Here is a 19,400-nt window from a genome sequence, read left to right as displayed (position 1 = left end):
GGCCGACGGCGGGCGGCTGCTGTGCGGTGTTCTGGTCCATGGCCGGCGTGGCAGGTCCTGCCCCTGCGCCCTCCGACTGTGCAGGCCGGTGATCTGGCTGCTGAGCCACACGCCGTTCGTGACGAACCCGGACGTTCGAACTCGGTTCGCACAAGCGCGGCCCGGGCTCCGGCGGCAATGGGGTTCCGGGGGTGGAGGTAAAGCGCATTAGTGCGAGCCCGGGGGAAAGGAGCGACAAAGAGTCAACATTGCCGTGCGCGGTGCTTCGTTATCGAATCGATACCGGGTTCGGCGGTCTTTGCGCTAAAGCGCATTAGTCCAGCTCCGGAGTGCGGGATCGCAGCCCTTCCGGGCTCGCTCCGGCCCGCCCCCGGATTCGGTACCCGTCATCACCGGCCAGTCCCAACTCGGCCTCATTGACGAGGTCTTGCTTTCCCGCGACCGTGGGCACCGCCTCCGGCGACGAGGCCGGACTTCTGCGAAGGCGGCGACGATGACCCGTTCGAACCCGACCCGTACGGCTGTTGCCGCACTGGTGGCAGGCGCCCTCCTCTCCACCACCGCGTGCGGTCTCGGCGGCGCCGGCGCCGGGGATGCCAAGGAGGCGGCGAGAACGGGCAGGGTGGCCGGTGGGATCACCTTCCGGACCCTCCAGTTGAAGCCCGCCTTCACCGGCTACGTACAGGCCGTCATCGACGCCTTCGAGAAGGAGCACCCCGAAGTCGAGGTCACGTGGGAGGACGTGCCGGGCGACGGCTACAACGAGAAGCTCGTCGCGGACGCCCAGGCCGGCGCCCTCCCGGACGTGGTCAACCTCTCCACCGACTCCTTCCAGCTCCTCGGCGACCGGGGCATGCTCGCCGACGTCGCGAAACTCGACGGGGACTCGGCCGGGGAATACGTACCGGGCGCCTGGGAGCAGTTCAAACTGCCCGGAAAGGGCGACAGCGTCTACGCCTACCCCTGGTACGTGACCCCGGAGATCCTCACCTACAACAGGGAGCTCTTCGAGAGGTCCGGCCTGGACCCGGCCGCACCGCCCACCAGCGTGGAGCAGTTCTTCGACCAGGCCGAACAGATCGCCGCCAGGTCCGGCGGCCGGTACGCGGCCTTCATGGCCGACCCCAAGGGCCGACTGCCGGGCGACTGGCAGAAGATGGGCATCCCCCTCCTCAGCCCCCAGAAGGACCGGTTCACCTTCGACACCGACAAGGCCGTCGCATGGGTGGAGCGGATGAAGGACCTGTACGCCAAGGGTGCGATGCCCAAGGAGTCCCTGCTCAAGTCGGACGACATCAACCAGCTCTACGGCGCGGGCAAACTCGTCTTCGGCCCCGGCTCCCCGGGGTTCGTCAAGGACATCAAGCAGAACGCCCCTCAGGTCTACGCCAAGACGCACGTCGCGGGAGCCGTCACCGGCCGGCTCGGCCACATCGGCATCTACGCCCAGTCGCTCGGCATCAGGAAGGACACCAAGCACCCCGACGCGGCCGCCGCGTTCGCACGATGGGTCACCAACGGCCCCAACCAGGTGGAGTTCTCGAGGAAGGCCACCATCTACCCCTCCAACGCCCAGGGCCTCGCCGACCCGTTCTTCTCCGACCGGGGCGACGGCAAGGACGCCGAGACCCTCGCCCGGGCCGTCGGCGCCGACCAGCTGAAGACCGCCGCCCTCGACGCCAACACCCCCGTCCAGTGGACCAACCAGGTCGGGGACGCCGTCGTACGCGAGGTGCAGAAGGCCATCACGGGCGAGCAGGACGCCCGGACGGCGGTGAAGAAGGCCGAGGAAGCGGCGAACAGGCTCCTCGCCGACGCGGCCCGCAGGTGACGGTCCTCGGCACCCGCCCGCCCGCGGCGGACCGCCGCCGCCGCAGAGCGGCGCTGCGGTCCATGGAGGCCGGTACCGGGCTGCCCCACCGCACCTGGTGGACCCCCTACCTCTTCCTCGCCCCCGGCCTGGCGATGGTGCTGCTGTTCAGCCTCTGGCCGTTCGTCAACACCGTCATCCTCTCCTTCACCGACGCCCGGATCCTGCGCGGCGGCGGCTTCGTCGGCCTCGACAACTACCGGCGGGCCTTCGCCGACCCCGACTTCTGGGTCGCGACCGGCAACAGCGTCCTCTACCTCCTGGTCGTCGTCCCCTGCCTGGTGCTCCTGCCGCTGGCCCTCGCCGTCCTCGTCCAGGCGAAGGTCCCCGGCATCGGCTTCTTCCGGTCCGCCTTCTACACACCGGTGATCGCCTCCGCCGTGGTCGTCGGACTGATCTGGCAGTGGGTCCTGCGCAGCGACGGACTCGTCAACACCGTCTTCCAGCGGCTCCGCCTGGTCTCCGAGCCCGTCCCCTTCCTGACGGACAGCACGATGCTGCTGGTCTCCGCGATGATCGTGACCGTGTGGAAGGGCCTCGGCTACTACATGGTCTTCTACCTGGCCGCCCTCGGGAACGTCCCCGCCTCCCTCCACGAGGCCGCCGCGATCGACGGCGCCGGCTCCGTCCGCCGCTTCTTCAGCATCACCGTCCCCCAGGTGAAGCCGATGATGCTGCTGGTCGGAACCCTCTCTGCCATCTCGGCCCTGCGCGTCTTCACCGAGATCTACATCCTCGGCGGCGAGAGCGGCGGGCCCGGCGGCGGAGCCCGCACCCTGCCCTTCCTCATCCGCCAGGTGGGCCTGGGCTTCTCCGGCGAGACCGGCTACGCCAGCGCCATATCCATCCTGCTGTTCCTCCTCACGCTGGTCTTCAGCCTGCTGGGCCGCCGCCTGACGAAAGGAGACGAGGGATGAGCACGGCATCCCCCGGCCGCGTGCGCCGCCGGCTCGGCCCGGCCGCCCGCTACGCCACCCTGCTGCTCATGCTGGTGGTCATGCTGGGCCCGATCGTCTGGCAGTTTCTGACCTCGATCCGCGGCCGCACCGAGAACGTGTACGACGGCGTGCTGCCGACCCGGCCCACCCTCGACAACTACGTCCGCGTCGCCGAGTCCTTTCCGCTGCTCCAGTACGTCGGCAACACCCTCGTCGTCGCGGTCCTCGCGATCACCTCGAACATGCTCTTCGCCGCGATGGGCGGCTACGCCCTCTCCCGGGCCGCCTGGAAGGGCCGCGAGGTCGTCTTCACCGTCCTCGTCGCGACCCTGATGTTCCCCTTCGAGTCCGTGATGATCTCGATGTTCCTCACGGTCCGCGAGATGGGCCTGGTCGACACCCTCATCGGCGTCTGGCTGCCCGGTGCGGTCTCCGTGCTCAACATCATGATCATGCGGGCGGCCTTCCTCGCCGTGCCCAAGGAGGTCGAGGAGGCCGCCGTCCTGGACGGAGCGGGCGAGTGGACCCGCTTCACCCGGGTCTTCGTCCCCTCCGCCAAGGGAGCCCTGGCCGTCGTCTGCATCACCAGCTTCATGGGCGCCTGGGACGACTTCCTGTGGCCGCTGCTGGTCCTCACCGACAGCGACCACTACACCCTCCAACTCGGCCTGAAGACCCTGGCCGGCGCCACCACCGTCAACGACCAGCGGCTCATCGCCGCCGGCGCGATGGCCGCACTCCTGCCGATGATGCTCCTCTTCTTCGCCCTCCAGCGTTTCTTCTTCAAGGGCGTGGGCGAGGGAGCCGTCAAGCTCTGAGCCGGACCGAACGACGACCCGCAGGCCCTCCGTACCGACCGACCACCACCTCCGGGAGCAGCTGTCATGCATGACGACCGCAGCATCACCGAACACCGCCTCCGCCGGGTGCTCCACGAGCGCATCAAGCCCGCCGTCCATTCCAGCCCGCTCCCGCTGACCGTCGAGCGCTGGGACGCCCCGGGCGAGCCCGTCCCCGTCGCCGAGGGCCTGTCGGCGCCCTACACGCCCTGCGCGCCCGGTGAGGCGTGGGGCCCGGCCTGGGGCACCACCTGGTTCAAGGTCACCGGAACCGTCCCCGCCGGCTGGGCGGGCCGGACCGTGGAGGCCGTCCTCGACCTCGGCTTCGACCGGATGATGCCCGGCTTCCAGTGCGAGGGCCTGGTCCACCGGGCCGACGGCGGCGAGATCAAGGCCCTCAACCCGTACAACGACTGGGTGCGCGTGGCCGACCGGGCCGAAGGGGGCGAGCGGATCGAATGGTACGTCGAGGCCGCCGCCAACCCCGTCCTCGTCGACCACCGCCCCTCCTACGAGGGCGACGCGCGCACCAGCGGCGACCAGCCCCTCTACCGCCTCGCCCGGATGGACCTCACCCTCTTCGAGACCGAGGTCTGGGAACTGGTCCAGGACCTCGACGTGCTCTACGAGCTGATGATGCAGCTCGGTTCGCAGGACGCCCGCCGCCACGAGATCCTGCACGCCCTCGGCGCCGCCCTGGACGCGGTCGACCTCACCGACGTGCCCGGCACGGCCGCCGCCGCCCGCGCCCGCCTCGCCGGGGTCCTCGCCGCCCCCGCCAACGCCTCCGCGCACCGCATCAGCGCGGTCGGCCACGCCCACATCGACTCCGCGTGGCTGTGGCCGCTGCGCGAGACGGTGCGCAAGGTCGCCCGTACCGCGTCCAACATGGTCAACCTGATGGACGAACACCCGGAGTTCGTCTTCGCGATGTCCCAGGCGCAGCAGCTCGACTGGATCAAGACCCATCGGCCCGAGCTGTTCGAGCGGGTCAAGAAGAAGGTCGCGGACGGGCAGTTCGTGCCGGTCGGCGGCATGTGGGTGGAGTCCGACACCAACATGGTCGGCGGCGAGGCGATGGCCCGCCAGTTCCTCTACGGCAAGAAGTTCTTCCTCGACGAGTTCGGCATCGACACGCACAACGTCTGGCTGCCCGACTCATTCGGCTACACCGCCGCCATGCCCCAGATCGTCAAGCTCTCCGGCTCCCGGTGGTTCCTGACCCAGAAGATCTGCTGGTCCCAGGTGAACAAGTTCCCCCACCACACCTTCTGGTGGGAGGGCATCGACGGCAGCCGCGTCTTCACGCACTTCCCGCCCGTCGACACCTACAACTCCGACCTCGGCGGCGCCCAGATGGCGCACGCCGCCCGCAACTACCGGGAGAAGGGCCGCGGCTCCCGCTCCCTGACCCCCTTCGGCTGGGGCGACGGCGGCGGCGGACCCACCCGCGAGCACCTCGCCCGCGCCCGGCGCCAGCGCGACCTCGAAGGCTCCCCGCGCGTCGAGATCGAGCGGCCCGACGCCTTCTTCGAGAAGGCCCGCGCCGAGTACGAGGACGCGCCCGTCTGGGCCGGCGAGCTCTACCTGGAGCTGCACCGCGGCACCTACACCTCCCAGGCCAAGACCAAGCAGGGCAACCGGCGCAGCGAATCGCTGCTGCGCGAGGCCGAGCTGTGGGCCGCGACCGCCGCCGTGCGGGTGGCGGGGTACGCCTACCCGTACGAGGACCTGGAGCGGATCTGGAAGACGGTGCTGCTCCACCAGTTCCACGACATCCTGCCGGGATCCTCCATCGCCTGGGTGCACCGCGAGGCCCGCGAGACGTACGGACAGGTGGCCGAGGAGCTCCGGGGGATCACCCTCGCCGCGCAGCAGGCGCTGGCGGGAGAGGGCGCCGAGGAGCTCGTCTTCAACTGCGCCCCGCACACCCGCCGCGGTGTCCCGGCGGGCGGGGCGGGCCGCCCGGCGCAGCCGGTGGAGCCGGTCACCGTGGAGGAGCGGCACGGCGGCGGGTACGTCCTGGCCAACGGCGGGCTGCTGGTGGAGATCGACGGCCGCGGCCTGATCGTCTCCGTCTACGACCTTCAGGCGCGCCGCGAGTCCGTCGCCCCGGGTGCCGCCGCGAACCTGCTCCAGATCCACCCCGACTTCCCCAACATGTGGGACGCCTGGGACGTCGACGCGTTCTACCGCAACAACGTCACCGACCTCGTCGGGCTGGACGGCCTGGAGGTCGTGGAGAGCGGACCGCGGTCGGCGACCGTACGGGTGACCCGCTCCTTCGGGCGGTCCCGGGCGGTCCAGCAGATCACCCTGCGGGCCGGGGCCAGGACGGTCGACATCGTCACGGACGTCGACTGGCACGAGACGGAGAAGTTCCTGAAGGCGGCCTTCCCCCTGGACGTGAAGGCCGAGCGGACGGCCTCGGAGACCCAGTTCGGGCACGTGTACCGGGCCACCCACACCAACACCTCGTGGGAGGCGGCCAAGTTCGAGATCTGCGCCCACCGCTGGATCCACGCCGAGGAGCCCGGCTGGGGGGTCGCCCTGCTCAACGACTCCACGTACGGGCACGACGTGACCCGCGACGTGCGGGCCGACGGCGGCCAGACCACCACCGTACGGCTCTCCCTGCTGCGGGCCCCGCGCTACCCGGACCCGGAGACCGACCAGGGCGCCCACACGCTGCGGTTCTCCCTCGCGCCCGGCGCGGGGATCGGCGACGCGGTCCGTGAGGGCCACGCGCTGAACCTGCCCGAGCGCACCGTGCACGGCTCCGGCCCGGTCGCCCCGCTGCTGGCGGTGGACGAGGACGCGGTGGTGGTCGAGGCGGTCAAACTCGCCGAGGACCGCGGCGGCGACGTGATCGTCCGCCTGTACGAGTCCCGCGGCGGCCGCGCCACGGCCACCCTCACGGCCGGCTTCCCGATCACGGAGGCGGTCGAGAGCGACCTGCTGGAACGGCCCCTCGCGGGCACGGCCGTCGCACCCCCGGCGGCGGACGGCACGGTCGCCCTGACCCTGCGCCCCTTCCAGATCCTCACGATCCGCCTCAGCCGCCCCTGACCGGCGCCCGTGGAACCGCGCCGCCCCGGACCGGCCGCCGTCACCGGTCCGGGGCCGCGTCCCACGCCTGCGGTGAGGCGTAGTGGTGGCGGTGGCCGTCCGCGAGCACCCGGCGCAGCGCAGCCAGGTGCTCGGTGTCCGGCGGGAGGTCCAGCCCGTCCAGCAGGGCGAGCCCTTGTCCGGGGTCGAGGTCGCCGTACAGGTCGTGGTAGCTGCGCAGGACCGCACGGAACACCGCGTGGTGGAGGGCCGGCACCCGGGCCGCGGCCCGACAGGTCTGCGCCTTCACGTCCCATCCCACGGGTCCCGAGTGCTCCAGCACCCGGCGCGCCCTGCGGACCAGCGGCTCGGGGACCCCGGGCAGCAGGAGGTGGCGGTCGCTGCCGAGGACCGCCGCGAAGGCCGGTGCGGCGGTCCTGGGGTCCTCGAACCAGTCGAGCCACAGCGAGCTGGGGCAGGCCTCGTGGTCACGGACGGCTTCCAGACGCCGGCGGTAGCCGTCCCACAGGACGTCCAGGGGGAGCGGTCCTTGCGGCCCGAGGTGGGCCATGTGGATCTGACCTGCCAGCAGGGGGTGGGCGCCGAGCAGGTCCATCAGTCCGAGGGCCACGCGCACCCGGTCGGCGGGGTCGAGGTCCTCGTCGTCGAAGACCAGCCAGCCCATCGTGTCGCTGACGTCGCCGGCGGTGAGGGGGCCGGCCGGTGGGTCGGCGTCCCACCACGCCGACTCCCCGGTCTGGGTGATCCCGGACCGGGCCAGCCAGCGGCGGGCGAGTTCGCTGTCGGGCACCTCGTCGAGGAAGGCCTCGACCGCCCGCGCGAACTCCGCCGGCGCGGCCTCGTGGACCGGCCGCCCGTCCGCCGGGATCGTCAGCACGCGTGCGTCCGGGACCGGGCCGGCCGGATCCGCGGCGCCGTTCACCACCAGGGTGGGGGCGGTGATCCGCCCGGGCGCGGCCGGCGGCTCGCGGGGGAGGGCGGGCGGCAGGTCCGCCAGTACGAGCCGGACCACGCGGTGCGGGGCGGCCTGTGCGACCAGGAGGGCCGGGAGGGCGCCCTCCGAGTGCCCGATCAGGTCAACCCGGTCGAGCCCCAGGGCGTCCAGGAAGTCGAGCAGGCCGTCGCGCATCAGCGGCGCCGGCCGGTCGCCCCCGGTGGGCCCGCCCGGGTCCGGGGCGTAGATCCGCCGCCCGCGCGCCAGAGCCTCCCGTACCGGCGCCCAGTCGCCGGCCGTGTCCCGGGGCGCGGTCAGCAGGACCAGCGGGGCCCCGTCGTCGGGGCCGGCCGTACGGTACGTCGGCCCGGAGCCGTCCGGAGTCGGGGTGAGGTGGTCCGCCATCCGGCCGAGCCTACGGCGTGAACTCCGCCACAGGCGTGTGAGGGCCGGGCCCGAGGGGCCGGGGAACGCGGGCCGGCGGCCCCCGCCCCGGTTATGCACCTAGTTGCAAAACCTGGCCCGTCTCGCTAGAACAGGTTCATCACCCCGCGCGAGGAGGCACACCCGATGAGTCCGCAGAGTTCCCAGAGCCGGTACCCGCACCTGCTGAGCCCCCTGGACCTCGGTTTCACCACCCTGCCGAACCGCGTGATCATGGGGTCGATGCACACCGGCCTCGAGGAGCACGAGGGCGGCTTCGAGCGGCTCGCCGCCTTCTACGCCGAGCGCGCCCGCGGCGGCGCCGGCCTCATCGTCACCGGCGGCATAGCCCCCAACGACGCCGGCCGCCCCTTCGAGGGCGGCTCCCGCCTCACCACCGAGGAGGAGGCCGCCGAGCACCGCGTGATCACCGACGCCGTGCACGCCGAGGGCGGGAAGATCGCGATGCAGATCCTCCACTTCGGCCGCTACGCCTACCACAAGGACCTGGTCGCACCCAGCGCCATCCAGGCGCCCATCAGCCCCTTCGTCCCGAACGAGCTCTCCGGCGCCGAGGTCGAGCAGACGGTGGAGGACTTCGTCCGCGCCGCGCGCCTCGCCCGGCTCGCCGGCTATGACGGCGTCGAGATCATGGGCTCCGAGGGCTACCTGATCAACGAGTTCATCGCCGCCGCGACGAACAAGCGCACCGACTGCTGGGGCGGCTCCTACGAGAACCGCGTCCGCTTCCCGCTGGAGATCGTCCGCCGCACCCGCGAGGCCGTCGGCGAGGACTTCATCCTGGTCTACCGCCTCTCCATGCTCGACCTGATCCCCGGCGGCTCCACCCTCGACGAGGTGGTCCACCTGGCCAAGGAGATCGAGGCGGCCGGCGCCACCATCATCAACACCGGCATCGGCTGGCACGAGGCCCGCATCCCCACCATCGCGACCTCCGTCCCGCGCGGCGCCTACACCTGGGTCACCAAGCGGCTGATGGGCGCGGTCTCCGTCCCGCTCGTCACCAGCAACCGCATCAACACCCCGGAGATCGCCGAGGAGATCCTCGCCGACGGCCGCGCCGACCTCGTCTCCCTGGCCCGCCCCTTCCTCGCCGACGCCGACTTCGTCGCCAAGGCCGCGGCCGGCCGCCCCGAGACCATCAACACCTGCATCGGCTGCAACCAGGCCTGCCTCGACCACACCTTCAGCGGCAAGATCACCACCTGCCTGGTCAACCCGCGCGCCTGCCACGAGACCGAGCTCGTGCTCTCGCCCACCCGGCTGAAGAAGCGCGTCGCCGTCGTCGGCGCCGGCCCGGCCGGCCTCGCCTGCGCGGTCTCCGCCGCCGAACGCGGCCACGCCGTCACCCTCTTCGAGGCCTCCGGCCACATCGGCGGCCAGCTCGACATCGCCCGCCGCATCCCGGGCAAGGAGGAGTTCGAGGAGACCATTCGCTACTTCGGCACCCAGCTCACCGCCCACGACATCGACGTCCGCCTGGACACCCGCGCCGACGTGGAGACCCTCCGGGGCTACGACGAGGTCGTCGTCGCCACCGGTGTCACCCCCCGCACCCCCGACATCGAGGGCGTGGACCACGCAGGCGTCGTCACCTACCTCGACGTACTGCGCGACGGCGCCCCCGTCGGCGAGCGCGTCGCCGTCGTCGGCGCCGGCGGCATCGGCTTCGACGTCGCCGAGTACCTCACCGACAGCGGCGAGGGCGCCTCCCAGGACCCGGAGGTCTACTTCCGCCACTGGGGCGTCGACACCGCGTACGCCGGGCCCGGCGGGCTCACCGCCCCCGAGCGCCCCGCGCCGCCGCGCCAGGTCCACCTCCTCCAGCGCAAGGAGACCAAGGTCGGCGCCGGACTCGGGACCACCACCGGCTGGATCCACCGCGCGGAGCTCAAGCACCGCGGGGTCGTCTCCGTCGCCGGGGCCTCCTACGACCGCATCGACCACGAGGGGCTGCACATCACCGTCGGCGGCGAGCAGCGCCTCGTACCCGCCGACACGGTGGTCCTGTGCACCGGCCAGGAGCCGCGCCGCGACCTGTACGAGGCCCTGCGCGCGGCCGGAGTCGAGGCGCACCTGATCGGCGGCGCCGACGTCGCGGCCGAGCTCGACGCCAAGCGGGCCATCCGCCAGGGCACCGAACTGGCCGCGAAGCTCTGACCGAAAGGGGATTGTGGCGGTCCGGGCGGGCCGCCACAATCTCCCGGTGACGTTCTCTCCCGCAGAAGCAGACAAGATCCTCACCGACAACTTCGCCCCCTGGGTGCTCGCCCTCGGACTGACCGTCCAGGAAACCGGCGAGCGCCACGCCGTCCTGCGGCTTCCGTGGTCCGCCGACCTCGCGCGGGACGGCGGCGGCCTCTCCGGGCAGGCCATGATGGCCGCCGCCGACACCGCCACCGTCATCGCGATCTCCGCCGCGCGCGGCGGGTACGGCCCGATGACCACCGTCCAGCAGTCGACGAGTTTCCAGCGGCCGGTGGTCGACGCCGACGTGCTGGTTCACGTGCGGGTCACCAAGCTCGGCAAGAGGATGGCCTTCGCCGACATCACCCTGACCCCCGAGGGCGCCGACGAACCGGCCGCCACCGCCTCCACGGTCTACGCCCTGCTCGGCTGACCATCCCGCCAGGGCCGGATCTCCGGCGCGCGCGTCGGCCGGGCGTCTGGGAGCATGGCACGGGTAGTCGCACCGAGGAGCGGACATGTCCGGACAGTTCGAGGCGAGCATCGAGATCGACCGGCCGGTCGAGCAGGTCTTCGCCTACCTCGCAGACGGACGCAACGACCCCGACTTCAGCCCGCGCGTTCAGCAGATCACCAAGACACCCGACGGCCCCACCGCGCTCGGCACCGTCTTCCGCAGCACGGTCAAGGACGCCGGGATGAAGACCGCCCGCGAGTTCCGCATCGTCGGCTTCGACCCGCCGCACCTGATCCGCTGGACCGAGCAGAGCCGCAACCTGGTCACCGCGGAGGGCGGCTACGACCTGGCGCCCCTCCCCGGAGGGCGCACCCGGGTCCGTATCTTCAACAAGCTCGAGGGCCACGGCCTCGGCAAGCTCCTCGTCGGCATCGCGGCGGGCGCGGCACGCAAGGACGCCCCCGACTTCGGCCGCCGTATCAAGGCGGCCGCGGAGGCGTCCCTCACGAGCTGAAGTTCAGAGCCGGGTCAGAACCGCCCGGGCACCCCGGGGAAGGGCAGCGGCTTCGCCGGCGCCGGTCCCCGCTTCTCCGCGGCGGCCGCCGGCGGGTTCTGGCAGGTCACGTCCTGGGCCGGCAGCCTGCCCGTGGCCAGGTACGTGTTGACCGGGGCGTTGGCGCAGGAGGCGGGGTCGACCAGGTACACGCCGTGGCCCTCGCTCCCGGCCGCCAGCACCATCCGCGAGCCCTTGAGCGCGCGGTGCAGGCCCTGGCCGCTGGTGAGCGGGGTCTGCGAGTCCCACTCGTTCTGCACCGTCAGCACGTTCGCCTTCTTGTTCATCGGCGTGGCCGACTCCACCGGCCGGTCCCAGAAGGCGCACGGCTTGATGTTGGACGCGAAGTCGCCGTACAGCGGGTACTTCACCTTGTCCTTCGCCGCGTCCCGCTCGTACTGCTCCGTGTACCGGGGCCAGCTGCCGGTGTCCCCGCAGACCACGGCCCAGAAGGCGGCCGTGCCGTTGTCCGTGGAGGGCTCCTCGGCCGTCCGGCCGAGCAGCTGCAGCTTCAGCGCCTTCACGTCCGCGCCCGCCGCCTGAGGCCTGCCCTCGGCAGCGGCCTTCAGGGATGCGATCACCGGCGAGGCCTGCGCCGGGTAGAAGAACATCCCGCGCGCGGAGCGGATCATGTCTCCGGTGACCTTCAAGCCCTCGAAGTCGATGGGCTCCCGGTCGGCGCGCTCCACCAGACCCCAGAACGTGGCGGAGACCGCCTTCGCGTCCTCGCCCAGCCCGAACTCGGCCGAGCGCTCCGCCGCCCACTGCGTCCACCGCGCGAAGGCAGGTTCGGCCTCGGTGGCCCACACCTGGATCATTCCGCGCCAGATCCGCTGCGGGTCCACTCCGCTGTCGAGCACGAAGCGGTCGGTGCGCTCCGGGTACATCTGCGAGTACACCGCGCCGAGGTAGGTCCCGTACGAGTAGCCCACGTACGAGATCTTCTTCTCGCCCAGCACCGCGCGGATGGTGTCCATGTCGCGGGCGGTGTTGCGGGTGGTGATGTGCGGCAGCACCGGACCGGCCTTCTCGCGGCACTTGTCGGCGACGGTGCGGGCCCACGTCACGTCGGAGCCGAAGGTCTCCGGACGGTAGGCGCGGTCGAAGACCTGCTCGGTGTCGTTCAGCCCGCAGGTGATGGGGCTGCTGGCGCCGACCCCGCGCGGGTCGAAGCCGATGAGGTCGTAACCCTCCCGCACCTCCTTGGGCATCATCGCGTCCATCATCAGCGGCAGGTCGAGCCCCGGGCCGCCGGGGCCGCCGGGATTCAGCAGCAGGACGCCGTGGCGCTTGGCGGGGTTCTCGCTCTTCATCCTGGATATCGCGATGTCGATCGTGCGTCCGTCGGGGCTCCTGTGGTCGAGCGGGACCTTCAGCGTGGCGCACTCGTACGAGGCGGGCTGCTCGGGGCTGCACCGCTGCCAGGCCGGCTTCTGCCGGAGGTGGTCGGCCGAGGGAGCCGCGGCGGCCTGCGTCGCGGTCAGCAGGGGCACGGTGGTCGCGATGAGGCCGGCGGTGGCGAGGAGCGGTGCGAGGTGTTTCAGGCGCACAGAGCCGTTCCTTTCGGTGAAGTCGCTTACGAGTCCACCTTGTTGGACGCGACACCCCGGCCGAATCATCCCGGAGGGCAGTGCCGTGTGCTCCTCACGAGTGAGCTGATATCAGGACGCTGGCCGACACGCCGCGCTCGCGTCGGCCCCGAGGCTCAACCGCCTGCGGCGGGAGTCGGGTGGCCTGAATGCTCGGAGGATCCCGTGTGCTCGGAGGGCCCCGTGTGCCCGGAGGAGGGGGCGTTGTGCGAGGTGCCGGTCTCGACGGATCCGCCGAGCCGTTCGCGGAGCGCGTTCAGGGCGTCCGCCGACTGGGTGGTGACCACCCACCGGTCGCCCACCAGGTAGATGCCGCCGTACGCGCGGGCCTCGTCCAGCCAGGCGCGCAGTCCCTTCTGGGCGGCGAAGGTGGCCATGCGGTAGGCGCCCTGGCCGGTCTCGCAGCCCCCCTGCCGCAACTCATCCGCCTCCACGCTCACTTCGGGCGTACAGCCGATGGTCGTCGCGATCTGCTCGATCGAGGTCCCGGGTGTGGCCGCCGCCTCCGCGGCGACGGGTGTGGCCGCGTGCCCGGCGCACCCTCCGCTCAGCAGGACGGTGACGCACACCGCGGCGACGGCCGCGAGGGACGGGCGGATCCGGGGGGCGGGGCGGTCGGTGGTCGGCATGCGGACCTCACGGGCTGATCGGGGAAAAGGGGTCGTGGTGCCCGGGAGGGGAGGGCCCGGGCACCACGCGTCAAGGGGGAGTCGTGCTATTCGGTGCTGGGTGGTGCGGAAAAGCCCTTGGGGGTGGGCTGCACGGACTCAGCCGGTGGCCGTCACCTTCTTGCCCTTGTCGGAGACCGCGAACCAGGTGCCCTGCTTGCCCTGTCCGTTGATGTCGCCCGCTTCCTTGTCACCGGCGAAGGTGTACATCGGCCAGCAGTCGATCGTCAGCTGTTCGGTGCCGTCAGGCCGCTTGAAAGTTCCCACCAATTCCGCGGGAATTCCCTTCACGAGTTCCTTGTCGACGGCCTTGGCGGGCTTCCACGTGTTCAGGCAGGCGCCGAGGCAGTTGGTCTTCATCGGCCAGGCGCTGTCCTTGTCGAAGCGGTACAGCGTGCGGCCCTCCGCGTCCGTGAGGATGGCGCCGAGCTTCGTGTTCCGGTTGACGCCGACCGGGTCCGCCTGCGCCTTCTCCTGCCCGCCGCCGGCCTCACCCGCAGGGGCGTCCTCGCCGGCACCGCCGCCCGCACTCGGGTCGGCACCCGAGCCGGAGCCCGCGCCGCCGGCCTTGGCCGGCTTGCCGTCCGGTGCCAGGACGTGCCAGGTCCCGCCGACGCCCTCGCCGAGCGTGTCGCCCGCCTTGGTGTCCTTCGCGTAGCGGTACACCGGCCAGCCCGCCAGGGTCAGCTGCTTGGTGCCGTCCGCCCGGTCGACCGATCCGAGCAGGCTCTTGTCGATGCCCTCGCCGGCCGAGGCGTCGTCGGCGGAGACCGCCGGCCAGGCCGTGGCGCAGTCCCCCTCACAGTTGGACTTCGGGGGCTTGGGCGTGTCCTTGTCGAACCGGTAGAGCGTGAAGCCCGCGCTGTCGGTGACCGTAGCTCCCAGCTCCGTGGTGGCCTTCACCTTGAGCTCGCCGGCCGGGCCGTTCTTGATGGCGTCGGCCGCCGGGACGGCGCCCGAACCGCCCCCGTAACCGTCGTAACCGGACCCCGCCTGTTTGCTGTCGCCCACCGGCTGGACGGAATCTCCCTTTCCCGCGGAATTATCGCCGCTGCCACATGCGGCGGTCAGCATCAATACCGCGACGGCCGACCCGGCGAATACTCCACGACGCATTTTCTTCACGATCTCTCCTTCAGGTCAGGATTCGCGTTCTCGTGCCCTGGGTAATTTCTACGGGGCCTCTGACGGAGAATGTCAATCTCCCTGAGAATTTGTCAGATCGCGCCAACATTGAACCCGGGGTAGTTGGTTCAGTCCTGGATGCGCAGCGCGAGCGCGGGGCAGCGCCGCACCGCGCGCTGGGCCTTCTGCCGCAACTGCGCGGGTACGGGCATGGACGCCTGGGACGGGTAGCCGTCCGCGTCGAGCCGTACGACGTCGGGGAGGATGTCCACGCACAGCCCGTGCCCCCGGCACAGGGTCCAGTCGACCACCAGCCGTTCCTCGGGGGTCTCGTCCGCCGGCAGGGGCAGCGCCCCCACCACGCGCCGGCCGCAGCCGCTGCCGAGGGCGTGGTCGCGGAACTCGTCCGGGAACGCCGCGAGCGCCGAGTCCACGAAGGCCGCGGTGCCGTCCGGATGGCTGCACGCGCCGCGGCGCCGCACGACCTTCATCCGGGCCTCGATGGTTTCCAGTGCGGTTCTGCCCCCGCCCCGGACCGCGTCCTCCACCACGTCGGCCAGCGCGGGCAGCCCCCGGAAGCAGGGTCCGCACTGACCGGCCGTCTCGTCCGCCATCCAGCGGGTCACCCGGGCCACCTCACCGGCCGGGCAGGTGTCCTCGGGCAGGGGCAGCACCGCCCCGGCCCCCAGCACCGCGTCGAAGGCCGCGAGGGATCCCCGGGACAGGTCGGCGATGCGCGCGGAGCCCGGGTCCAGCCACTTGCCGTGGTAGCCGCCCACCAGTACGCCCTGGCCGGGGTCCAGGCCGCACAGCTCCAGCACGTAGGCCAGCGAGGTCCCCAGCGGCGCCTCCACGACCGTGGAACCCGCGATCGTCAGCATCACGGTGCCGGGCTCGGACGGCAGGCCGACCGCCCGGTAGTCCAGCGCACCGAGGCGTGCCGCCACGGCGAGCTGGGCGTAGGTCTCGGTGTTCGAGAACAGGGTGGGCATGCCGCCCAGGCCCCGTTCGCTGGTCCGTATCTTCTGTCCCGAAGGCAGCGTCGGCCCACCGTTCAGGCCGTTGATCATCGAGGTGCTCTCTCCGGTCACGAAGCGTTCCGGAAGGGCCTGCACCCGTACCTGGCGGCCGGCCGGGCCGCGTTCCGCGACGGCCGCGCGCAGCGACTGCTCCACATCGGGCCGGGTGACACCGATGACGACGTCGTCGGCGCCGACCGCGGCGGCGGCCAGCAGGGCTCCGTCGAGCACCAGGTGCGGGACGTGCAGCAGCAGAGCCTTGTCCTTGAGGCAACTGGGCTCGCCCTCACTGGCGTTGACTACCACCGCGGTCCCCATGTCGCGGCCCTCGGCCGCCCGCATGACGGCGCGGAGCTTGCGTGCGAAAGGGAACCCGGCTCCGCCGCGGCCCCGCAGGTCGATGTTCTCCGCGAGGTCGACGAGCTCGTCCGGGCGGTAGCGGGGCAGTTGGCCGTGCGTCGTCAGATGGGCGACGCGGTCGAGCCGGGGGGCCTGGTCGAGCCCGGCCAGCAGTCTGGGAGCGCCCACGCAGCCGAGGCTGGGGCGCGGGTAGCCGCTCACAGCCGCCACTCACGGGTGGCGAACTGGTCCCCGTCCACACCGGTGCCGGTACCCATGCCGAGGCCGGCGTCCATGTAGGCGCCGGTCGGGTCGGTCGCGTACACCGCCGTGAGTGCGGGTCGGTCGTCCGTGGGTGGAGCGGCGGGCCCGGTGAACTTCTCCCGTGAGCCGGCTGCCCGTGAGCCGGCCGCGCGTGAGCCTGCCGCGCGTGAGCCTGCCGCCCGCGCCCGGGGCTCCCGCCGCTGCCGGGGGACGGCGGCCACGACGGGCAGCTGTTGGGTGCTCGCCGTGCCGAGGGGCCTGGTCGGCGACTCGCTCATCCTGGCCTTGAGCCGGAACGCGAGCATGCCCGCGACTCCGAGCAGGCACAGGGCGTACGCCACCGTGACATAGAGGTCGGCGGCCCGGCCCGCCTTCAGCCCGTGCACCAGGGAGGCACCCCAGGCCGGATAGGCGGCGAAGTGCAGCGCCCGCCACCACAGGGAGCGGCCCTTGGCGGCGAACACGCTGCGCACCGCGCCGGAGACCGCGACCGCGACGAAGAGGTACCCGGCGAGGCTGCCGAGCCCGATCAGCACGGGCTGGTTGATGTCCGTGAACGGCACCATCGCAGCGGACGCGGTCGTCCGCTGCTCCGCGATCTTGACCCAGATGTGCAGGGCCAGGAAGCCGAGTCCGGACACCGCCAGGCCGCGGTGCACGCCCTGGGCGAGCAGCCGGTGACCCGATTTCAGCACCATCCGGTCGGTCGAGATCAGCCCCCACAGGACGGTGGACGTGAGCGAGACGAGCGAGAGCACGCCCGCACCGAAGTCGAGGAAGTCCCAGAACTGGGAGAAGGCGCCCGCGCGGGCGGCCACGGTGATGGAGACGACGGCCGCGCCGACGGCGACGACGGCGCCCGGACTCATCCGTCCGGGCGTCGGCAGGAGGGAGGGCCGCCGGGCGGCCCTCCGTCCTGCTGCCGGAGCCGATGCCGCGTGTCGGCTTTTACGGCGGGCCCTGTGTGGGCGAGGCATGTGCGGCTGGGGCAAGGGCATCCAGGTCTCCTGTGCGCCTGGGCTCCGAGCACTCCACCTGGCGCTCGGAACCCGGGGGTCGTTGTCGTTCTCTGCCCGGCCGCGCTCTGAAACTCCGCGCCGGCCGAGGGAACTTGGGGCCGGAGTGCAGCAGCATCGTGGAGCGTCACATCAGCTCCACAGGATTTATCGAAACGTGATAATTTCTCGCAGCGCGTCTCCGGCGCATCGAACAACACCGGAAGATTCCCCTCCAGCGGAGGTTGCGACAGGCCACCGCGCCGCCCGCCGCCTACGCGTCCCGGACAGTAAAAAGAGCGCAAAGTCCCGGGACTGTAGGTGGTCGGACCTCTCCAGGAGGGAGTACGAGGGCCGCAACTCCCGCGTCAGGCAACGATGTTGACGCGGGGGCAACCTCGGCCGGCTTGCCGCTCTTCCCCGGGCAAGCCTCACCCCGGCACGAACGAGGAAAACGATGTGCGAACTTCTGAACCGCATCTGGTCCCGCCCCCGAGGCGAGTGGACGCGCGTCCTGCGCAGGGAACTTCCCGCACTGGCCGCCGAGATAGTGGAGGAGCTTCTGCATGGAATTCCGGAATTTTCCGCACTTATCGATGACAACGATGCCATTGATGCAGAGTTGCTCCGGCAGCGGGTGGAAGAGGCACTCCTCACCACCCTCGGCTACCAGGAGCGAAACCGGGAACAGACACCGGACGAGTGCCAGGACCAGGCAGAGAACCAGGTCGAAACCGAGGCCGAAACCGAGGCCGAAACCCGGGCCGCAACCGAGCTCGCAACCGTGGGCCGCGGCAAGGCCCGCAGCGGGGAGGCGACTTACACGAACGAGTGCGAGATCACGCACGAGGGCCGGCGCGACTGCATCCGCGAGGAGGTCCGCCCCGGGTCCCGTGACGGGATCCGCGAACCGGCCCTCAAACGGGTCCGGGTGAGCACCCGAGAGGAAACCGAGGAGGAGACAGGTGATGGCATCCGCCCGGGCGAACGGGCCCGCCAGGAGCTGTTCAGGACCCTCACCGACGACCGCGTCGCGTCCGACAGCTCCCTCACCGAACTCGCCGAGGCGGCCGGATGGCCCCTCCCGCTGGCCGTACGGGCCATTGTGCCGGCCACGCCCGGCGAGGCGCAGCAGCTGGCGGGAGTCCTGGACGACGCGCTCGTCGGGTTGTTCGCGGGCCGGCCGTGCCTGCTCGTCCCCAGCCCCGACCCGGAAATCCGCGGACCCCTGGAGCACCTGCTGCGCGGCCGGTTCGCGGCTGTGGGACACGCCGTCCCGATCCGGGACACGGCCTCTTCCCTGCGCTGGGCACTGCGCCTGGCCGGTCTGACCCCCAGCCGGCCGGGTGTCGAGCCCAGGCCCGTCTTCGTCGACGACCACCTCTCGACGCTTCTCCTGCTCCAGGACGAACCCCTGGCCCACGCACTGGCCGCCCGCTGGCTGAGGCCCCTTGCGGACCTGACCCCGCGGCAGAGCGAGCGGCTGGAGGTGACCCTGCTCGCCTGGCTCGAGGGCGGCGGGGCCCCCGAGGCGGCCAAGGCCCTCAGCGTGCACCCGCAGACCGTGCGGTACCGCATGCGCCAGCTGGAGAAGCTCTTCGGTACCGGACTGCGTGACCCGCGGACCCGGTTCGAGCTGGAGATGGCCCTGCGCAGCCGCCGCCTGATGGCCCAGGTGCGGCGCCAGCACTCGCGCGTGACCCGGAGGACGGCCCGGGTGATCCAGGCCGACTTCACCCCCGTCGTCGTCGGCCGCATGGCCCGCGTCAACGGCCTCTGACCCCTGAACCCCCTGTACCCCCTGTACCCCTGAACCACCGACCCCTGGAAGTCCGAACACCCCCGACCCCTCCCTCAACCCCTCCGAGCCACTGAACCCCAGCTGAAAACACCCCAGAACGACACCCCCGAACGACACCCCGAACCACACCGGCCCGGCCCGGCCCCGTCCTCACGGGGCCGGGCCGGGCCTTCGTGTGCCCTGCCCGCGCATGCAGCCCGGGGGCGACGTCGTCGGCCCGCACCCGTACGAGCGTCCGCCGGCCGGACGTACGACCCGCCGCGGGCCGCAGGGGCCACGGCACGGGGGACAGGACGCACGACAGCGTCC

14 protein-coding genes and 1 tRNA gene are annotated in these 19,400 nt (G+C 71.7%); 8 read left to right on the top strand and 7 right to left on the bottom strand.

Annotated elements, in window-relative coordinates:
- Nucleotides 1-39: 39 nt before the first annotated feature.
- Nucleotides 40-115 (bottom strand) — tRNA-Cys (locus E6U81_RS20920).
- A gap of 378 nt (nt 116-493) precedes the next feature.
- Here E6U81_RS20920 and E6U81_RS20915 point away from each other — a divergent pair.
- From E6U81_RS20915 to E6U81_RS20900, 4 genes are all read left to right on the top strand, one after another.
- Nucleotides 494-1,831, top strand: a complete 1,338-nt coding sequence (locus tag E6U81_RS20915) for a sugar ABC transporter substrate-binding protein (protein WP_136231626.1) — start codon at nt 494-496, stop codon at nt 1,829-1,831.
- Nucleotides 1,832-1,893: 62 nt separating this feature from the next.
- Complete coding sequence (locus tag E6U81_RS20910) at nt 1,894-2,787, top strand: sugar ABC transporter permease (protein ID WP_168714700.1); 894 nt, start codon at nt 1,894-1,896, stop codon at nt 2,785-2,787.
- Complete coding sequence (locus E6U81_RS20905; protein ID WP_136231625.1) at nt 2,784-3,626, top strand: carbohydrate ABC transporter permease; 843 nt, start codon at nt 2,784-2,786, stop codon at nt 3,624-3,626. Before E6U81_RS20910 ends, E6U81_RS20905 begins: the two co-directional genes overlap by 4 nt.
- Nucleotides 3,627-3,692: 66 nt before the next feature.
- Entirely contained in the window at nt 3,693-6,716 is a 3,024-nt protein-coding gene (locus E6U81_RS20900) for a glycoside hydrolase family 38 C-terminal domain-containing protein (protein WP_136231624.1), read from the top strand.
- Between the two features lie 40 nt (nt 6,717-6,756).
- On the opposite strand, the gene E6U81_RS41120 is transcribed toward E6U81_RS20900, so the two are convergent.
- Nucleotides 6,757-8,055, bottom strand: coding sequence for an alpha/beta fold hydrolase (locus E6U81_RS41120; protein WP_240803930.1), 1,299 nt, complete (start codon nt 8,053-8,055; stop codon nt 6,757-6,759).
- Nucleotides 8,056-8,220: 165 nt separating this feature from the next.
- On the opposite strand from E6U81_RS41120, the gene E6U81_RS20885 reads away from it, so the two are divergent.
- The 3 genes from E6U81_RS20885 to E6U81_RS20875 all read left to right on the top strand — a co-directional run bounded on the left by E6U81_RS20885 (nt 8,221) and on the right by E6U81_RS20875 (nt 11,252).
- Complete coding sequence (locus E6U81_RS20885) at nt 8,221-10,254, top strand: NADPH-dependent 2,4-dienoyl-CoA reductase (RefSeq protein ID WP_136231623.1); 2,034 nt, start codon at nt 8,221-8,223, stop codon at nt 10,252-10,254.
- 46 nt (nt 10,255-10,300) lie between these two features.
- Nucleotides 10,301-10,714, top strand: coding sequence for a PaaI family thioesterase (locus tag E6U81_RS20880; RefSeq protein WP_136231622.1), 414 nt, complete (start codon nt 10,301-10,303; stop codon nt 10,712-10,714).
- Between the two features lie 85 nt (nt 10,715-10,799).
- Nucleotides 10,800-11,252, top strand: a complete 453-nt coding sequence (locus E6U81_RS20875; protein WP_136231621.1) for an SRPBCC family protein — start codon at nt 10,800-10,802, stop codon at nt 11,250-11,252.
- Between the two features lie 14 nt (nt 11,253-11,266).
- On the opposite strand, the gene E6U81_RS20870 is transcribed toward E6U81_RS20875, so the two are convergent.
- The 5 genes from E6U81_RS20870 to E6U81_RS40525 all read right to left on the bottom strand — a co-directional run bounded on the left by E6U81_RS20870 (nt 11,267) and on the right by E6U81_RS40525 (nt 17,164).
- Nucleotides 11,267-12,841: an alpha/beta hydrolase gene (locus tag E6U81_RS20870; RefSeq protein WP_136231620.1), complete on the bottom strand. Its 1,575-nt coding sequence runs from the start codon at nt 12,839-12,841 to the stop codon at nt 11,267-11,269.
- Between the two features lie 155 nt (nt 12,842-12,996).
- A complete protein-coding gene (locus E6U81_RS20865) occupies nt 12,997-13,509 on the bottom strand; it encodes a hypothetical protein (RefSeq protein ID WP_136231619.1) in 513 nt (170 codons plus the stop codon).
- A 138-nt stretch (nt 13,510-13,647) separates the two neighbouring features.
- Nucleotides 13,648-14,664 carry an SCO0930 family lipoprotein gene (locus E6U81_RS20860; RefSeq protein WP_136231721.1) on the bottom strand — a complete coding sequence of 339 codons (1,017 nt, stop codon included), beginning with the start codon at nt 14,662-14,664 and terminating at the stop codon, nt 13,648-13,650.
- 137 nt (nt 14,665-14,801) lie between these two features.
- Nucleotides 14,802-16,220 (bottom strand): NADH-quinone oxidoreductase subunit NuoF family protein, encoded by a 1,419-nt coding sequence (locus E6U81_RS20855; RefSeq protein WP_240803929.1) that lies wholly within the window; start codon nt 16,218-16,220, stop codon nt 14,802-14,804.
- Nucleotides 16,221-16,249: 29 nt separating this feature from the next.
- Nucleotides 16,250-17,164, bottom strand: a complete 915-nt coding sequence (locus E6U81_RS40525; protein WP_206309980.1) for a hypothetical protein — start codon at nt 17,162-17,164, stop codon at nt 16,250-16,252.
- Nucleotides 17,165-17,747: 583 nt separating this feature from the next.
- Here E6U81_RS40525 and E6U81_RS20845 point away from each other — a divergent pair.
- Entirely contained in the window at nt 17,748-19,070 is a 1,323-nt protein-coding gene (locus E6U81_RS20845) for a helix-turn-helix domain-containing protein (protein ID WP_136231617.1), read from the top strand.
- Nucleotides 19,071-19,400: the final 330 nt, after the last annotated feature.

The organism is Streptomyces sp. A0592 (genome assembly GCF_004795115.1).
GTDB classification, from domain to species: Bacteria; Actinomycetota; Actinomycetes; order Streptomycetales; family Streptomycetaceae; genus Streptomyces; species Streptomyces erythrochromogenes.
This window is presented reverse-complemented; position numbering and strand designations above follow the sequence as displayed.

Bases quoted from the DNA above. Each gene is read 5' to 3' on its own strand.
- E6U81_RS20915 (WP_136231626.1), top strand. From the start codon at position 494: ATGACCCGTTCGAACCCGACCCGTACGGCTGTTGCCGCACTGGTGGCA.
- E6U81_RS20910 (WP_168714700.1), top strand. From the start codon at position 1,894: ATGGAGGCCGGTACCGGGCTGCCCCACCGCACCTGGTGGACCCCCTAC.
- E6U81_RS20905 (WP_136231625.1), top strand. From the start codon at position 2,784: ATGAGCACGGCATCCCCCGGCCGCGTGCGCCGCCGGCTCGGCCCGGCC.
- E6U81_RS20900 (WP_136231624.1), top strand. From the start codon at position 3,693: ATGCATGACGACCGCAGCATCACCGAACACCGCCTCCGCCGGGTGCTC.
- E6U81_RS41120 (WP_240803930.1), bottom strand. From the start codon at position 8,055: ATGGCGGACCACCTCACCCCGACTCCGGACGGCTCCGGGCCGACGTAC.
- E6U81_RS20885 (WP_136231623.1), top strand. From the start codon at position 8,221: ATGAGTCCGCAGAGTTCCCAGAGCCGGTACCCGCACCTGCTGAGCCCC.
- E6U81_RS20875 (WP_136231621.1), top strand. From the start codon at position 10,800: ATGTCCGGACAGTTCGAGGCGAGCATCGAGATCGACCGGCCGGTCGAG.
- E6U81_RS20865 (WP_136231619.1), bottom strand. From the start codon at position 13,509: ATGCCGACCACCGACCGCCCCGCCCCCCGGATCCGCCCGTCCCTCGCG.
- E6U81_RS20860 (WP_136231721.1), bottom strand. From the start codon at position 14,664: ATGCGTCGTGGAGTATTCGCCGGGTCGGCCGTCGCGGTATTGATGCTG.
- E6U81_RS40525 (WP_206309980.1), bottom strand. From the start codon at position 17,164: ATGAGTCCGGGCGCCGTCGTCGCCGTCGGCGCGGCCGTCGTCTCCATC.
- E6U81_RS20845 (WP_136231617.1), top strand. From the start codon at position 17,748: ATGTGCGAACTTCTGAACCGCATCTGGTCCCGCCCCCGAGGCGAGTGG.